The sequence below is a fragment of the Microbacterium sp. 05N427 genome, assembly GCF_056397105.1.
The window spans coordinates 53,735-67,382 of the sequence record NZ_JBFTMT010000002.1 but is presented as its reverse complement, the minus strand read 5'-3'; the positions used below and the strand labels follow the sequence as shown (position 1 = coordinate 67,382).

The following is a 13,648-nucleotide window of genomic DNA, read 5'->3' as shown; positions in this document are numbered from 1 at the left end:
CGTTGGTCCGGCTCCGGCGCCCTACATGCGGCCGCGGCGGGCGATGCGCGCCGTGAGCGCGCGGGGAACCAGTCGCGCGCCGACGATGACCGCCTTGTAGCGCAGCGACGGGACCACGACGGATCTGCCTCGCGCGGCCGCGCGCAGGCCCTGGCGGACGACGAAAGGAGCGTCCAGCCACAGGAACGGCGGCACGCCCTCCTCGCCGGTTCCGAGACCCATCCGGGAGTGGAAGGTGGTGTGCACGAAACCGGGGCAGAGCGCGGTGACCGTGACGCCGTCGGCCGCGTACTCGCCGTTCGCCCAGCGGCTGAAGCCGATGAGCCACGCCTTGCAGGCGGAGTACGTGGACCGCGAGATGAAGCCCGCCACCGAGGCGACGTTGATGATCCGTCCTCCGCGTCCGCGCATGGCCCCGAGCGCAGCGTGCATGAGCCGCATCGGCGCCTCGACGTGCACGCGCAGGTGGCGCACCTCGTCCGCGATCTCGTTGTCGGCGAAGTGCAGCGGCAGCCCGAACCCGGCGTTGTTCACGAGCAGGTCGATCGGGCGCTCGGCATCGGCGATCCGCCGCGCGACGCGATCGACGTCCTGCTCGTCGGCGAGGTCCGCGACGAGCACCTCGACGGTGACGCCGTGACTCGCGCGGAGCTGCGCGGCGAGCGCCTGCAGCGCGTCCTCCGAGCGGGCGACCAGCACGAGGCCGGCCCCGCGATCGGCGAGCTGGCGGGCGAACTCGGCGCCGAGCCCGGCGCTGGCGCCGGTGATGAGAGCGGTGGGCATTCGGATCCTCCTGCGGGTGGGAACGATGCGGGTCAGCGCTGGTAGCCGAGGAAACGGAAGCGGATCCCGGTCCTGCTGGTCTGCCACTCCCCCGCGGAGTCCAGGCGGAAGCCCTCGCGCGAGGGGGCGAACGCGTCGCCCTGGACGTCCAGGTCGAGCTCGGTCACTTCGAGTCGGCCTGCGTCGCCGATCACCTCGCGGAAGATCTCTCCGCCGCCGATCACCCATGCCTCGTCGAGGCCGTCGAGCGCCTCAGCGATCGATCCCGCGGTCCGTGTGCCGTCGGCGGACCAGCCCGCCTGACGCGTGATCACGATGTTGTCGCGCCCGGGAAGCGGTCTGAACCTCTCAGGCAGCGACTCCCAGGTGCGCCGCCCCATGACGACGGGCGCGCCCAGGGTGACCTCCTTGAAGTGCGCGAGGTCCTCCGGCACGTGCCAGGGCATCGTGCCTCCGGCGCCGATCACTCCGCCGTGCGCCTCGGCCCAGATCAGCCCGATCCGGGTCATACCGCGACCGCTGCCCGGATGGCCGGGTGGTGCTGGTAGTCCTCGACCGCGAAGTCCTCGTAGGCGTAGTCGAAGATCGACTCCGGCTTCCGCGTGATCCGCAGAGTCGGGTACGGGTACGGCTCGCGGGTGAGCTGCTCTCGCACCTGCTCGAGGTGGTTGTCGTAGATGTGGCAGTCGCCACCCGTCCATACGAAGTCGCCCGGCTCGAGGCCGGTCTGCTGCGCCACCATCAGGGTGAGCAGCGCGTAGGACGCGATGTTGAACGGCACGCCGAGGAAGAGGTCGGCGCTGCGCTGGTAGAGCTGGCAGGACAGCTTGCCGTCGGCCACATAGAACTGGAAGAGCGCGTGGCAGGGGGCGAGCGCCATGTTCGGGATGTCGGCCGGGTTCCACGCCGACACGATGATGCGGCGCGAGTCCGGCGAATTCCGGATCTGGTCGATCACCTGCTGCAGCTGGTCGATGTGGCCGCCGTCCGGCGTGGGCCAGGAGCGCCACTGCACGCCGTAGACCGGGCCAAGGTCGCCGTCGGCGTCCGCCCACTCGTCCCAGATGGTGACGCCGTTCTCCTGCAGCCACCGCACGTTCGAGTCGCCGCGCAGGAACCAGAGCAGCTCGTACGCGATGGACTTGAAGTGCACGCGCTTGGTCGTGACGAGCGGGAAGCCCTGCGACAGGTCGAACCGGATCTGCCGGCCGAACACGCTGGTCGTGCCGGTGCCGGTGCGATCGTCCTTGTGCGTGCCGCCGGCCAGCACGTCGCGGAGCAGGTCTTCGTACGGCGTGGGGATCGCGGCGCTCATGCGTTTCAGCGTACCGGCGGCGACCGACGCGCGGGTCGTCGCGTGCTGACTCGAACCGTCATATCCGCCCGTTCCCCCACCGGGCGGACGTAGCCTCGGAGCATGTCCCTGCCGATCGCCGTCGCCGTGGTCGCCGCCCTCCTGGCGGCGACCGTGCTCGCGGGCGTGCTGCTGCGGCGCAGGGACGGCCGCGCGGTGGCGGTCCACGGCGACCGGCATGTGGATCCCGCCGACCTCATGCGACCGCTGGGAACGCGCGCGACCCTGGTGCAGTTCAGCACTGAGTTCTGCGCGCGCTGCCCGCAGGTGCGGCGCATGCTGGGATCCGTCGCCGCCGAACGCACGGGTGTCGTGCACGCAGAGGTCGATCTCACTTCGCGCGCCGACCTCGCCGCTCGGTACAAGGTGCTGTCCACTCCGACGACGTTCATCGTCGATCCGGACGGCCGGATCCGCTCCCGCTTCACCGGTGCACCCACCCGTGCGGCGGTGCTCGCAGCCCTCGACGGCGCCGACCACCTTCAGGAGGCCTCCACATGACCGCTCCCGCCGGCATCGATCCCCGCGGCCCGCGTTTCGCGGCGTGGATCACATCCGCCCTGCTCCTCGTGGCCACGGTGCTCGGGCTGGTCGCAGGATCTGCCCCCGCCACGCTCTCCTTCGGCTGGTTCGCGTATCAGCCGCTCGCGGATGCCACGCTCGCGTCCGGCGACTTCGCCTTCGTCGCCGGTCTCCCGTTCGGCGTGCAGCTGCTGCTGCTCCGTGCCACTCAGCCCGCGTTCTTGCTCACCCTCGTGATCGCGCTGCTCTTCCTCTGGAGCGTGCTCTCGCCGCGCACCCAGCCGTGGAGCGTGCTGTTCCGCACCCTCGTGCGCCCGCGCCTCGCGCCGCCCCACGAGCTGGAGGACCCTCGTCCGCCGCGCTTCGCTCAGGGCGTCGGCCTGCTCGTCGTGACGGTCGGGCTGCTCCTGCACCTGCTCGGTGTGCCGTGGGCGCTGCCGATCGCGACGGCGATGGCGTTCGTCGCCGCTTTCCTGAACGCCGCGTTCGGCCTGTGCCTGGGCTGCCAGCTGTACCTGCTGCTGCAGCGCGCCGGGATCCTCGGCAGGGCCCCGCGACTTCCCTGAGAAGTACGGATGCGTCCCGGTCCGGTCGCTAGGCTGGCACCCTCACCCATCCCGATCGGAGGATCCTCATGTCCGTCACGAGCGAAGCCGCTGCCACCTGGACCGGAAGTCTCATCGAGGGCGAGGGATCCGTCTCCTTCTCCTCCTCCCACCTGGGCACGTTCCCCTTGAACTGGAAGGCGCGGTCTCCCTCGGGAATGCAGCCATTTGCGCACGTCGAAACGGGCTATCGGGCCAGGCGGATCGCGGCGCGGATCGCGGCGCGCGCGTCCTTGCGGTGACCCGCCGCATCGTGCACCACGCCGAGGCGGTATTGCGCGCGCCAGTCTTCGGGCTCCGCGACCGCGGCGGATCCGTACTCCGAGACCAGCCGAGCGGCGTCCTCCGGGAGCAGCCGACCGTTCGGGCGCAGGTTCTCCGGCGCCTCGGGCATCCCGCCCTCGTCGTTCAGGGTGCGGCCCAGACGATCCGCGGCGAGGCCGAATTGCAGCTCGCGCACGAGCGCCCAGGCGCCGATCAGCGGCATCACGAGCAGCGCGATGCCCATCGTGATCCCCAGCGCCTGTCCCGAGCCGAGCAGCACCACGGCTCGCCAGCCGACGAGCGCGATGTACAGCACGAGAAGCGCGGCCATGACGACGACGCCGATGCGGGAAACCATCCCTCCATCCTAGGTCGGCCCGTCCTCCGCGACCCGCGCCAGTTCGCCAGCGGAAGCGCACGGAAGCGCACGGAAGCGCGCGACAGCAGGAGACAGCGGCGCGACAGTGCTCCGACAGCGGGACGGCGGATGCTCGGAGCATGACGAATCCCACCACCGACTGGGCCCTCGAGGCCGACGGACTCGTGAAGGTGTTCGGTGAGAACCGCGCGGTCGACGGCGTCGACCTGCGCGTGCGCACCGGCACCGTCTACGGAGTCCTCGGCCCGAACGGCGCCGGCAAGACCACCACCATCAACATGCTCGCGACCCTCATGCGCCCCGACGGCGGATCCGGTCGCGTCTTCGGCCACGACGTGGTGCGCGAGGCGCACATCGTGCGCCAGCTCATCGGCGTCACCGGGCAGTTCGCTTCGGTCGATGAGACCCTGTCCGCCACCGAGAACCTCATGATCTTCGCCCGGCTGCTGGGTCTCGGCCGCAGCGAGGCGAAGGCGAAGTCCACCGATCTGCTGGAGCGCTTCGGTCTCACCGAGGCCGCGCGCCGGCCTCTGAAGCAGTTCTCCGGCGGCATGCGCCGACGGCTCGATCTGGCGGCGTCGCTGCTCGCGCAGCCCCCGCTGATCTTCCTCGACGAGCCCACCACCGGCCTGGATCCTCGCACCCGCGGCCAGATGTGGGACACGATCCGCGAGCTCGTGAACACGGGCTCCACCGTGCTCCTCACGACCCAGTACCTCGATGAGGCCGACCAGCTCGCCGGCCGCATCGCCGTGATCGACCACGGCAAGGTCGTGGCGGAGGGCACGCCTGACGACCTCAAAGCCTCGGTCGGCACCTCCTCGCTGCAGCTGCGCGTGCGCGACGATGCCGACACCGCCGACGCGCTACGGGCGATCGAGCAGACGCTCGGGGTCCGCGGCGTCCTCTCCCCCGAGGCGTCGAGGATCACGGCTCCTCTCGCGGATGCGGATCGGGTCGCCGAGCTGCTGATCATGCTTCGCGAGGCCGGCATCGGTCTCTCCGAGGTGAGCGTGCAGAAACCCACGCTCGACGAGGTGTTCCTCACCCTCACCGGCCACCCGGCCGACGAGGAGCCCGCCGACGGCTCCGCCACCGCACAGATCCAGGAGGTCAGCGCATGAGCACCCTCGCCCCCACCGCCGGACGCATCGTCCCGGCCGCCGAGCGCCGGCTGAGCCCGCGCGCGAGCCTCTCCCTGACCCTGCGCAACACGATCACGATGGCGGCGCGCGGTCTCATCAAGATCCGGCGCACGCCGGAGCAGCTCGTCGACGTGACGGTGCAGCCGATCCTGTTCACCCTGATGTTCACGTACATCTTCGGCGGCGCGATCTCGGGCAACGTCACGAACTACCTGCCCGTCATCATCCCCGGCATTCTCGTCCAGACCGTCATCACCACCTCGGTGGTGACCGGTGTGCAGCTGCGCGAGGACATGGACAAGGGCGTGTTCGACCGGTTCCGCTCGCTGCCGATCGCACGCATCGCCCCGCTGTCCGGTGCGCTGCTGGCCGACACGATCCGCTACGGCATCGCCACCGTGCTCACCTTCGTGATGGGGTTCCTCATGGGCTTGCGTCCCGCGGGCGGGCTCGGCGCCGTGATCGGCGCGGGGCTCCTCGTGATCGTGTGCTCCTGGGCGATCAGCTGGATCTTCGCCTTCGCGGGAGTGATCGCGCGGACCGCGTCGAGCGTGCAGGGCATCTCGATGATGATCCTGTTCCCGCTGACGTTCCTGTCCAACGCGTTCGTCCCGGTGAACACGATGCCGGGCTGGCTGCAGTGGTTCGTGAACGTGAACCCGGTCTCCCACCTCGTGACCGCCGTGCGCGACCTGGTCAACACCGGCACGTTCGGCGTCGACGCCTGGGTCTCGCTCCTCGGCGCCGCCGTGATCGTGGCGATCTTCGCCCCGCTCACCGTGCGCGCGTACATGCGCAAGGCCTGAACCGGCCGGCCAGGGGCGTCCTCGATGAGGGCGCCCCTTCGTCGTGCCCGGCGCGTCCTGCGCTCAGCGAGAGCCCAGGACGGCGATGCCTCGCGCCACGCGGTCCGCAGGATCCAACGCGGCCGCATCCCTCCTCGCCGCGGCGACGGCCTCGGATCCAGCGATCCGCTCCGCATCCGCGAAGTGCATCGCGAGGTCGAGGCTCGGCATGTTCTGCCGCCCGCCGAGCACCTCGGCGAGCGCGATCGCCTCCGTGCCCCGCGCGATCAGCTCCGGCTGCCGCAGAGCCCAGGCCGACCAGCCGATCAGCGCCGTACCGAGGACGGGCCTGTCCACGCCTTCCCGCCTTTGCCGGCATGCGGCGATCGTGCGGGTGCGCAGACGCCGCTCCCAGACGGCGAGCTCCGCCTCCGGCACCGCGAGCTCTCGCGCGGCCGCGGAGACGTAGCCGGACAGCGCCATCAGATACCAGGGCGAGCGGCGGTGCACAGGATCGGCGAACGCTGCCATCGCGCGTCCGAACGCCTCGGTCGCCCCTGCCACGTGCCCGTCCAGGAGCTCCGCCTCCGCGAGGCCGTACAGCCCGATCGACCCGAGTTCCACGCCGTCCTGGCTGAGGCCGCCCTCGTCGATGAGCCGAGTGAACAGAGCCCGCGCCTCGCGGCTGCGCCCCAGGCAGAGCAGCGCGCCGCCGCGCACCCATTCCTGGTGGTTCATCTGATCCTGCGCGTCGAACTCCTCGAACACGACGGTCGCACGCTGGATCCAGGTCATCGCCTCGGCCGGGCGCGCCGACTGCGCAGCCAGCTGCGCCGCGAGATCGGCGGCCATGCCCTCGGCCCAGCGCTCGTCGAGACGGCGCGCCCGATGCCAGGCGCTGCGGGCGGCCTCCATCGCGACCTCGGCCTCGCCGTCGTTCTCCGCACGGTGGGAGCGCAGCACATCCGCCGTCAGTTGCGCGCGCGGATCCGTTCCGCGCTCGAGCTCCGACACCGACCCCATCGGCCCACCCCGGCCGACCGCGAGCAGGGCGTCCGCCAGCAGCTGCCAGGACGGCGCGAGCGCGTCACCGGCGGCGCGCACGGCGCGGGTGACGAAGGCGAGTCCGCGCGCGGCGAGAGGATCCCCGCTGATCATGCAGCCGAGCGACGCCATCACGACCGCCATGACCTGCAGATCGGGCTCGATGTCGCCGGCCGGCAGCGCGTCCACGATCTCGATCATCGGTCCGGCATAGCCGATGAACTCGGTGAAGGATCCGCGGATGAACCATGACTGCCCGAGGACGGTGAAAAGGCGCACCGCATCGGCGCCGCGGCGCGCAGCCACCAGGTGCCTGAGCACATGCACGAGGTTGTCGTGCTCACGCGTGATCGCGAGGTGCGCCCGTGCGGTCAGCCCAGAGGGGAACGCCCTGGCTCTGGCGCCGTGCTCGGCGACGAAGGCGAGCGCCCAGGCGACCACCGCCTCCCACGCGTCATCCTCCGCACCGGTCTCGGCGAGGCGGTCGTGCCCGAACTCGCGCACGGTCTCCAGCATGCGGAAGCGCACGGCGCCGTCGGCGACCTCGATGACGTTCAGCAGCGATTGCGAGACGAGGCCTTCCAGAACGTCGTCCGCGGCCCCCGAAAGCACAGCGTCGGCGGTCTCCCCGGAGAAGCCTCCAGGAAGCACGGACAGCAGCGCGAGCGCCTGCCGCGCGTCGGGAGAGAGCAGGTCCCAGCTCCACTCGATCACGGCCTCGAGCGTGCGATGACGCTCGGGGGCCGCGCGGTCTCCCGAGGTGAGCAGCGCGAAGCGGTTCTCCAAGCGCTTCTCGATCTGCTCCGGCGTCATCGTGCGCACGCGCGCGGCCGCGAGCTCGATCGCGAGCGGCAGCCCGTCCAGGCGCGCGCACAGTCGCGCGACGACCTCGAGATCGAGCGTCGCGCCGGGGCGCGCGGCGTGTGCGCGCTCCGCGAAGAGGCGCACGGCGGGAGCGGCGTGCGTCGCCTCGATCTCGAGCGGCTCCAGGGGCAGCACGCGTTCCGCGGCGATCGCGAGCGGCGTGCGGCTCGTGGTCAGGATCCGCAGCGAGGGCACTGCGGCCAGCAGATCCGCGGTCCACCGCGCGACGCCGTCGATGACCTGCTCGCAGTTGTCCAGCACCAGCAGCGTCGTCCGGTCGCCGAGGGCGGCCACGAGGCGCGCGCCGAGGTCGGGGCGCGGTCGCTGCTCGGAGAGCCTGCCACCCGGGACGTTCTCGCTGATCCCCAGGGCAGCGGCGATCGCCAGCGGCACGCCCGCGTCCGCGCGCACGCCCGCGAGCGGGACGACGACGACCGCAGGGGCCATCGACTCAGCCGCCAGCGCCTGGGCGAGCCGCGTCTTACCCAGGCCGCCGGCGCCCATGATGGTCACCAGCCGTGCCGAACGCAGCAGCGAACGCGCGCTCGTGACGGCTTCATCGCGGCCGATGAGCTCGTTCGGGGCGGCCTGCACGCCGATCCGGACCCGCGGACCGTCATCCTGTCCGCGCAGCAGCTGTGCGTTGAGTTCGACGAGAGCAGCGCTGGGCGAGCTGCCCAGGGCATCGGCGAGCGTGCCGCGCAGCCGGGCGAAGACGCTGAGAGCCTCGGGCGCTCGGCCGTCCTCGGCGAGGGCGGTCATCAGCGCGGCGTGCGCTGTTTCGTCAAGCGGGTGCGATGCTGCGAGCTCCTCGAGGATCCCGATGCCCTCGGCCGCCTGCCCTGAGTCGACCAGCGCCGCGGCGAGGCAGCCGCGCAGTGCGGCGCGCAGCTCCTGCGCCTCGGTCGCGAGATCCTCCGCGATCGGAGCTCCGGCCAGGTCTGCACCGGGTTCGCCCCGCCAGAGGGCGATCGCCGCGCGCAGCAGCCGGATGCGGTCGGGATCGCCGTCATCGAGCGTCTCCGCCTCGGCCCGTAGCCGCCGCGCGGTGTGCAGATCGGTGTCGTCTGTGCCGAGCGCGTAGCCTCCTGGTGCACTCGCGATCGCGTCGGATCCGGCCAGCGCCCTGGCCCGGGACACGAGCGTCTGCAGCGCGGCCTTCGGGTTCTGCGGCTGATCCTCGCCCCAGACTTCGTCGGCCAGCGCCGGCACCGAGCGGGTCGTGCCGGTGCCGGCGAGGACGAGCGCGGCCAGCAGCGCGCGCATGGGCGTCCCTCCGGCGTCGCGATCCGCGATCCGCACCGGGCCGAGCACGCCGATGCGCGCCGTCATGCGCGCGGCCGGATCCCCAGGTCGATCACGTTCTCCAGGCCGACGACCACACCGCGCAGGTCCCGCGCGTACGGCAGGGCGAGGCGGATGCCGGGGGCGTACGCCGCAGCGGACTGCACGGTGTCGTGCACGATCGACAGCGACTCCCCGGGCCCGGAGAGGATGACCTCCTGCTTCGCGATCACGCCGGGGCGCCGCAGCGAATGCACGGGCACGTTCGCCACCTGCTGTCCGCGGGCACGCTGATCGACGTGCGGCGCGTCCACGGGCCCCTGCTCGGCACGCGCGGCGGCGATGAGTTCCGCGGTGCGCACGGCCGTGCCGCTGGGCGAGTCGATCTTGGTGTGCTGGTGCGCCTCGATGATCTCCACGGATCCGAAGAACGGCGCCGCGAGGGCGGCAAGGGCCGTCCCGAGCACGGATCCCAGCGAGAAGTTGGGCACGAACAGGGCGCCGGTGCCGGCGGCCTCGATCGCCGGGCGGACCTGTGCGATGCGGTCGGCAGACCATCCGGATGTGGCGATGAGGAGGTTGATGCCCCGGTCGGTCGCAGCCCGCACGATCTCGACGCTGGACGCCGGAGTGGTCGCGTCGACCACGAGGTCCACGCCGTCGAGCTCGTCCATAGTGCTGGCGGATCCGAGCACCGCCCCGATCTCGAATCCGTCGAGATGCGCGATCACGTCGCCGATGATGGTGCCGAGCTTGCCGGAGGCGCCCACCAGGGCCACGCGCGTCGTCATGCCCTCAGTCTATTCAGCGCCTCCGACGCGGGCTCCCCGCCGATCGTCGCCCTCCGCGGCACGGGGCGTCTCCCCGGGGCGTTCGCCGCGTCCTGGTTGCCTGGCCCGCGACATCGATTACCGTCGGATCATGCCCACGTTCCGCATCGTGTCCCCCGAGGACGTCGACGCCCACGCCGTGCTCGTCGACTACTTCACCCTGCGCGCGGCGGAGTTCCCCGGCGGCAGCTACTCCCCCACCTATCCGACCGCCGCGGCGTTCCAGGCCCCGGACGGAGTCTTCCTCCTGTTCGAGGACGAGGGCGAGATCGTCGGCTGCGGCGGGATCCGCCGTATCGGGATGCCCGATGACGAAACGGATGTGTTCGAGATCAAGCACGTCTTCCTGCGCCCAGAGACCCGCGGTCGTGGCTGGGGCCGCCTGCTGCTGGACGAACTGGAGCGTCGCGCTCGCGGCTTCGGGGCCGCCGCTCTCGTGCTCGACACCCATCACACGCTCGAAGCCGCGGGGCACCTGTACCGCAACAGCGGCTTCGCCGAGATCCCGCGCTACAACGACAATCCCAACGCGACGGTTTGGCTACGTAAGGAGCTTGCTAATGGCCGATGACACTCTGCCGTCTGTCCTGACCCCGGAAGAGGCTTTTCGCGCCGCATACTTCATGATCCAGATCTACGGCGATGTTGAGGATTGGCGATCCGAGGATCTGGTCCTCCTAGCCCAGTACATGCGCTCAGACCCGGCCCGCGCATCTGATTGGAAGAACGCAGTGCAGATGGCCCTCGAACAACCGGATGCAGTGTCATCGGAACTGGATTTGTAACCGCTCGTGACTGTTTGCCTACCTGGGGAGCACCGATGACCGACCCTGAACGCGTGATTCAGCAGCGTATGCGCAACCGTGTGATCGAATACCTCGAACTCGCTGGGTCGTTCGACGCACAGCGGACCTACGACTCACACCGCATGGTCAACGTCGCATACGAGGTGATCAACCAGTGGGAAGACTGTGTTCCCAACGCCCCATGGGAAGACGAGCCGATCGAGGCGGTTTACAGTCCAAACGAGATCGAAGCGATGGCCCAGTTCCACCGGGTGTGGACGCGGGCCGCTACTGCGATTCCGAGTGGCTACCCCGACCTGTCCGACGTACAGGTTCTCCCCGAATGGTCGGAGCTGCAGGATCAGGCACAACGCGCGCTAGCAGTGTTCCTCACACGGGGCAAGATGCCCGAGGACCGCGTGAGCTCATGAGCAAGGGCAAGCTCAACCCGAACGCGACCCGGTGGTATCGCAAGGATCTGGAGCAGCACGCATGAGGTTGTGGTCCGTGCATCCGCAGCATTACGACCGGCAGGCGCTGACGGCATGCTGGCGCGAAGGCCTGCTCGCCCAGGCCGTCATCGCGGATCCGACCCGCCGCGGCTATGCGCATCATCCGCAGCTCCAGCGCTTCCGCCAGACGCGTCATCCCCTCGCCGCGGTCGGCGACTACCTCGCCGCGGTCGTCGACGAAGCCGACGCCCGTGGCTACCGGTTCGCGCGCGAGAAGATCCTCAAGACGGGTCCGGTCGAACGCATCCCCGTCGCCCGTGGTCAGCTCGAGTACGAGTGGGGGCACCTGCTCCGCAAGCTGGAAGTGCGCAGCCCGGATCTCTGGGAGCGCTGGCGCACGATCCCCCTCCCGGCGCCGCATCCGCTGTTCACGATCGTGGACGGCCCGATCGCGGACTGGGAACGCGTCGGCTGAGCACGCACCGGCCTGGCCCCCTCGCGCCGCGACGATCAGCACACGATGCGACGATCAGCACACGGATCCAGGGATCCGTGTGCGCATATCGTCGCTGGCTGTGCGGATCGTTGCACGCTCTAGGGGCAAAAGACGCCCCGTACGCCACCCAGAACGGGGTCAGACCAGGAGCGGATCCGGCAGGCCCGTGCGCAGCTCCATGGGGAGGTGGCTCAGGTCGTTGTGCGCGACCAGGCTCCACGGCCGTCCCTGCTTCTGCGAGATCACGGTGAGGCCGCAGTTGGCCTGATTCAGCGTCATCCAGCGCCACTCCGGGGCTTCCAGCACTTCTCGCACGAACCAGCTGATCACGAAGTTGTGCGTGATGAGCACCTCGTGGACGTCTCCCGGCTTGCGCACCAGGAACTCGTTCACGGCGTCGCCCATCTGCGCCCGGCCCGCCTCGATCTCCGCATYGGTGATGGACCCGAAGAACGGCTCGAAGACGGCCGGAGTCTCGTCTGTCATGCCGGTGGGCACGCAATCGAACAGCAGGGCGGACGGCTCCGCCTCGACGGAGGGGATCCGCTCCGAGATCGCACGGGCCGTCTCGGCGGCGCGCAGCAGCGGAGAGTGCCAGATCGCGTCGAGCGGCAGGCCGGACAGGCGATCGGCGAGGAGCGCGGCCTGGCGACGTCCCCGCGGTGAGAGGGGTCCGTCAGCGAGACCGTGCTCGGCGTCCTGATGCTCGCCGTGCCGGACCAGATAGATGTAATGCGTCACAACCCGCTCGCCTCGTCTCCGGCGCCGCGGCCGGGGTGCTTCCAGCCTATGTCACAGATCGGACACAGCGACTGACCGAGTGGGTCAGCTCGCCGCCCGGGTGAGTTCGGCCAGCTGCGCGCGACCGAGGGCGACGCCCGCGCCCTGCATCAGCTCGTCGACCTGCTCGGTCGCGAACGCGTTGACGATGGGCGCCGTGATCGTGCGTTGCGCGAGCAGCCAGCCGATCGCGACGGCGGCGACGGGCACCTGCAACTCGGAGGCGGCGATGTCGAGCGCTCGCAGCACCTTGATCCCACGACGGTTGATGTTGCCGCGCAGCTGCATTCCGCGCACCCCCTGGAGCGACTGCTTGGTGCGGTGCTGGCCGGACAGGAATCCGTGCTCGAGCGCGTGCGACGGCGTGACGGCCAGCCCCTGCGCCGCGGCGACGAGCCGAAGGTCGCCCTCGAAGCCCGCTCGGCGCAGAAGGTTGTACGGCTCGTCCAGGACCTCGATGCGCGGGTAACCTGCGGATGCCAGGATGCGTGCCTCCACGAGCCGTTCCGCAGTGAAGCCGAAAGCACCGATCGCCCGGACCTTGCCGGTCTCGACCAGCCACTCTGCGGTGGCCAGCGTGTCCTCGAGGGCACTGCCGTCGTCGAACGTGCCGTCGAGGTAGAGCACATCGATGCGCTCGACGCCGAGGCGGGTCAGCGAGGCCTCGGCCGCGCGCACCAGGTTCACCGATCCGATGCCGGGGTTGTCGGGGTGGCCGCCGACGCGCACGCTCAGGATGTTGTCCTCGCGGTTGCCGCGCGTCGCGAGCCAGCGGCCGATGATGTGCTCACTGCGCCCGGCGGCGAAGCTGTCGGCCGTGTGCACCGCGTTGCCGCCGAAATCGGCGTAGCGGTCGAGGATGTGCAGCGCGGTGTCCGCGTCGGTGTTCCAGCCGAACTCGGCGCCGCCGAGGATGAGCGRGAAGGTGCTGATGCCGGTGTCTGCGAGCGGCACGCGCAAGCTGCTCCCGATGCCGGGGCCGACCACGGGGATCGGCGCGGAGGGATGGGGCGTGACCAGGGCGGGCGCACCGGTCGCTGCGGGTGCGGCGTGGCCGATGGCGGATCCTGCTGTGGGTCCGACGCTGAAGAGACGCATGCGATCACCCCCGTGCCTGCTGCGTTCGTGTTCTGTGGCGCACCCCCCGGTGCGTCCCTTCGAGAGTAAGGGAGGCCTCGGACAGTTCCGTTCATTGAGTCGTCCAGGAGGCGAACAACTCGTAACGTTTGGATCACGAAGACGGGAAAAGGCCCACCCTGTCCCCCTTTCGGTGGAC

At 70.4% G+C, this 13,648-nt stretch carries 16 protein-coding genes; 8 read left to right on the top strand and 8 right to left on the bottom strand.

Annotation, left to right across the window (positions count from 1 at the left end):
• Positions 1 to 21 precede the first annotated feature (21 nt).
• From AC1DG4_RS02900 to AC1DG4_RS02890, 3 genes are read right to left on the bottom strand one after another with little or no spacing between them, the layout of a single operon-like run.
• Entirely contained in the window at positions 22 to 783 is a 762-nt protein-coding gene (locus AC1DG4_RS02900; protein WP_477380750.1) for an SDR family NAD(P)-dependent oxidoreductase, read from the bottom strand.
• 32 nt (positions 784 to 815) lie between these two features.
• Positions 816 to 1,292, bottom strand: a complete 477-nt coding sequence (locus AC1DG4_RS02895; protein ID WP_477380752.1) for a dihydrofolate reductase — start codon at positions 1,290 to 1,292, stop codon at positions 816 to 818.
• On the bottom strand, positions 1,289 to 2,098 hold the full coding sequence (locus AC1DG4_RS02890; RefSeq protein ID WP_477380754.1) for a thymidylate synthase: 810 nt from the start codon (positions 2,096 to 2,098) through the stop codon (positions 1,289 to 1,291). The genes AC1DG4_RS02895 and AC1DG4_RS02890 overlap by 4 nt, the downstream gene beginning before the upstream one ends.
• Positions 2,099 to 2,200: 102 nt before the next feature.
• Between AC1DG4_RS02890 and AC1DG4_RS02885 the strand changes: the two genes are divergently transcribed.
• Entirely contained in the window at positions 2,201 to 2,638 is a 438-nt protein-coding gene (locus AC1DG4_RS02885) for a thioredoxin family protein (RefSeq protein WP_477380756.1), read from the top strand.
• A complete protein-coding gene (locus AC1DG4_RS02880; RefSeq protein WP_477380757.1) occupies positions 2,635 to 3,225 on the top strand; it encodes a DUF4395 domain-containing protein in 591 nt (196 codons plus the stop codon). Before AC1DG4_RS02885 ends, AC1DG4_RS02880 begins: the two co-directional genes overlap by 4 nt.
• Before the next feature lie 226 nt (positions 3,226 to 3,451).
• Here AC1DG4_RS02880 and AC1DG4_RS02875 read toward each other — a convergent pair whose 3' ends face one another.
• On the bottom strand, positions 3,452 to 3,886 hold the full coding sequence (locus AC1DG4_RS02875; protein WP_477380760.1) for a hypothetical protein: 435 nt from the start codon (positions 3,884 to 3,886) through the stop codon (positions 3,452 to 3,454).
• A 140-nt stretch (positions 3,887 to 4,026) separates the two neighbouring features.
• Here AC1DG4_RS02875 and AC1DG4_RS02870 point away from each other — a divergent pair, with 140 nt between their 5' ends.
• Positions 4,027 to 5,031 carry an ATP-binding cassette domain-containing protein gene (locus AC1DG4_RS02870; RefSeq protein ID WP_477380762.1) on the top strand — a complete coding sequence of 335 codons (1,005 nt, stop codon included), beginning with the start codon at positions 4,027 to 4,029 and terminating at the stop codon, positions 5,029 to 5,031.
• On the top strand, positions 5,028 to 5,858 hold the full coding sequence (locus tag AC1DG4_RS02865) for an ABC transporter permease (protein WP_477380764.1): 831 nt from the start codon (positions 5,028 to 5,030) through the stop codon (positions 5,856 to 5,858). Before AC1DG4_RS02870 ends, AC1DG4_RS02865 begins: the two co-directional genes overlap by 4 nt.
• Positions 5,859 to 5,921: 63 nt before the next feature.
• Here the strand turns inward: AC1DG4_RS02865 and AC1DG4_RS02860 are convergent, their stop codons facing one another.
• Both AC1DG4_RS02860 and dapB read right to left on the bottom strand, forming a co-directional pair.
• Positions 5,922 to 9,077 (bottom strand): ATP-binding protein, encoded by a 3,156-nt coding sequence (locus AC1DG4_RS02860; protein WP_477380765.1) that lies wholly within the window; start codon positions 9,075 to 9,077, stop codon positions 5,922 to 5,924.
• Positions 9,074 to 9,820, bottom strand: a complete 747-nt coding sequence (gene dapB, locus AC1DG4_RS02855) for a 4-hydroxy-tetrahydrodipicolinate reductase (protein WP_477380767.1) — start codon at positions 9,818 to 9,820, stop codon at positions 9,074 to 9,076. The genes AC1DG4_RS02860 and dapB overlap by 4 nt, the downstream gene beginning before the upstream one ends.
• Before the next feature lie 130 nt (positions 9,821 to 9,950).
• Here dapB and AC1DG4_RS02850 point away from each other — a divergent pair, with 130 nt between their 5' ends.
• The 4 genes from AC1DG4_RS02850 (at position 9,951) to AC1DG4_RS02835 (ending at position 11,571) form a co-directional block, all read left to right on the top strand.
• A complete protein-coding gene (locus AC1DG4_RS02850; protein WP_477380768.1) occupies positions 9,951 to 10,430 on the top strand; it encodes a GNAT family N-acetyltransferase in 480 nt (159 codons plus the stop codon).
• Positions 10,420 to 10,644, top strand: a complete 225-nt coding sequence (locus AC1DG4_RS02845) for a hypothetical protein (protein ID WP_477380770.1) — start codon at positions 10,420 to 10,422, stop codon at positions 10,642 to 10,644. The genes AC1DG4_RS02850 and AC1DG4_RS02845 overlap by 11 nt, the downstream gene beginning before the upstream one ends.
• A gap of 35 nt (positions 10,645 to 10,679) precedes the next feature.
• A complete protein-coding gene (locus AC1DG4_RS02840; protein ID WP_477380772.1) occupies positions 10,680 to 11,075 on the top strand; it encodes a hypothetical protein in 396 nt (131 codons plus the stop codon).
• 61 nt (positions 11,076 to 11,136) lie between these two features.
• Positions 11,137 to 11,571 carry a pyrimidine dimer DNA glycosylase/endonuclease V gene (locus AC1DG4_RS02835; protein WP_477380774.1) on the top strand — a complete coding sequence of 145 codons (435 nt, stop codon included), beginning with the start codon at positions 11,137 to 11,139 and terminating at the stop codon, positions 11,569 to 11,571.
• A 159-nt stretch (positions 11,572 to 11,730) separates the two neighbouring features.
• Here AC1DG4_RS02835 and AC1DG4_RS02830 read toward each other — a convergent pair whose 3' ends face one another.
• Both AC1DG4_RS02830 and AC1DG4_RS02825 read right to left on the bottom strand, forming a co-directional pair.
• Positions 11,731 to 12,333, bottom strand: a complete 603-nt coding sequence (locus AC1DG4_RS02830; RefSeq protein WP_477421052.1) for a histidine phosphatase family protein — start codon at positions 12,331 to 12,333, stop codon at positions 11,731 to 11,733.
• An 84-nt stretch (positions 12,334 to 12,417) separates the two neighbouring features.
• Positions 12,418 to 13,470, bottom strand: coding sequence for an aldo/keto reductase (locus tag AC1DG4_RS02825; RefSeq protein ID WP_477421050.1), 1,053 nt, complete (start codon positions 13,468 to 13,470; stop codon positions 12,418 to 12,420).
• Positions 13,471 to 13,648: the final 178 nt, after the last annotated feature.

What these genes read in the sequence shown, in the direction of transcription:
- dapB (WP_477380767.1), bottom strand. Translation starts at nt 9,820, where the DNA reads ATGACGACGCGCGTGGCCCTGGTGGGCGCCTCCGGCAAGCTCGGCACC.
- AC1DG4_RS02840 (WP_477380772.1), top strand. Translation starts at nt 10,680, where the DNA reads ATGACCGACCCTGAACGCGTGATTCAGCAGCGTATGCGCAACCGTGTG.
- AC1DG4_RS02865 (WP_477380764.1), top strand. Translation starts at nt 5,028, where the DNA reads ATGAGCACCCTCGCCCCCACCGCCGGACGCATCGTCCCGGCCGCCGAG.
- AC1DG4_RS02895 (WP_477380752.1), bottom strand. Translation starts at nt 1,292, where the DNA reads ATGACCCGGATCGGGCTGATCTGGGCCGAGGCGCACGGCGGAGTGATC.
- AC1DG4_RS02835 (WP_477380774.1), top strand. Translation starts at nt 11,137, where the DNA reads ATGAGGTTGTGGTCCGTGCATCCGCAGCATTACGACCGGCAGGCGCTG.
- AC1DG4_RS02885 (WP_477380756.1), top strand. Translation starts at nt 2,201, where the DNA reads ATGTCCCTGCCGATCGCCGTCGCCGTGGTCGCCGCCCTCCTGGCGGCG.
- AC1DG4_RS02890 (WP_477380754.1), bottom strand. Translation starts at nt 2,098, where the DNA reads ATGAGCGCCGCGATCCCCACGCCGTACGAAGACCTGCTCCGCGACGTG.
- AC1DG4_RS02860 (WP_477380765.1), bottom strand. Translation starts at nt 9,077, where the DNA reads ATGACGGCGCGCATCGGCGTGCTCGGCCCGGTGCGGATCGCGGATCGC.
- AC1DG4_RS02875 (WP_477380760.1), bottom strand. Translation starts at nt 3,886, where the DNA reads ATGGTTTCCCGCATCGGCGTCGTCGTCATGGCCGCGCTTCTCGTGCTG.
- AC1DG4_RS02880 (WP_477380757.1), top strand. Translation starts at nt 2,635, where the DNA reads ATGACCGCTCCCGCCGGCATCGATCCCCGCGGCCCGCGTTTCGCGGCG.
- AC1DG4_RS02845 (WP_477380770.1), top strand. Translation starts at nt 10,420, where the DNA reads ATGGCCGATGACACTCTGCCGTCTGTCCTGACCCCGGAAGAGGCTTTT.
- AC1DG4_RS02900 (WP_477380750.1), bottom strand. Translation starts at nt 783, where the DNA reads ATGCCCACCGCTCTCATCACCGGCGCCAGCGCCGGGCTCGGCGCCGAG.
- AC1DG4_RS02870 (WP_477380762.1), top strand. Translation starts at nt 4,027, where the DNA reads ATGACGAATCCCACCACCGACTGGGCCCTCGAGGCCGACGGACTCGTG.
- AC1DG4_RS02850 (WP_477380768.1), top strand. Translation starts at nt 9,951, where the DNA reads ATGCCCACGTTCCGCATCGTGTCCCCCGAGGACGTCGACGCCCACGCC.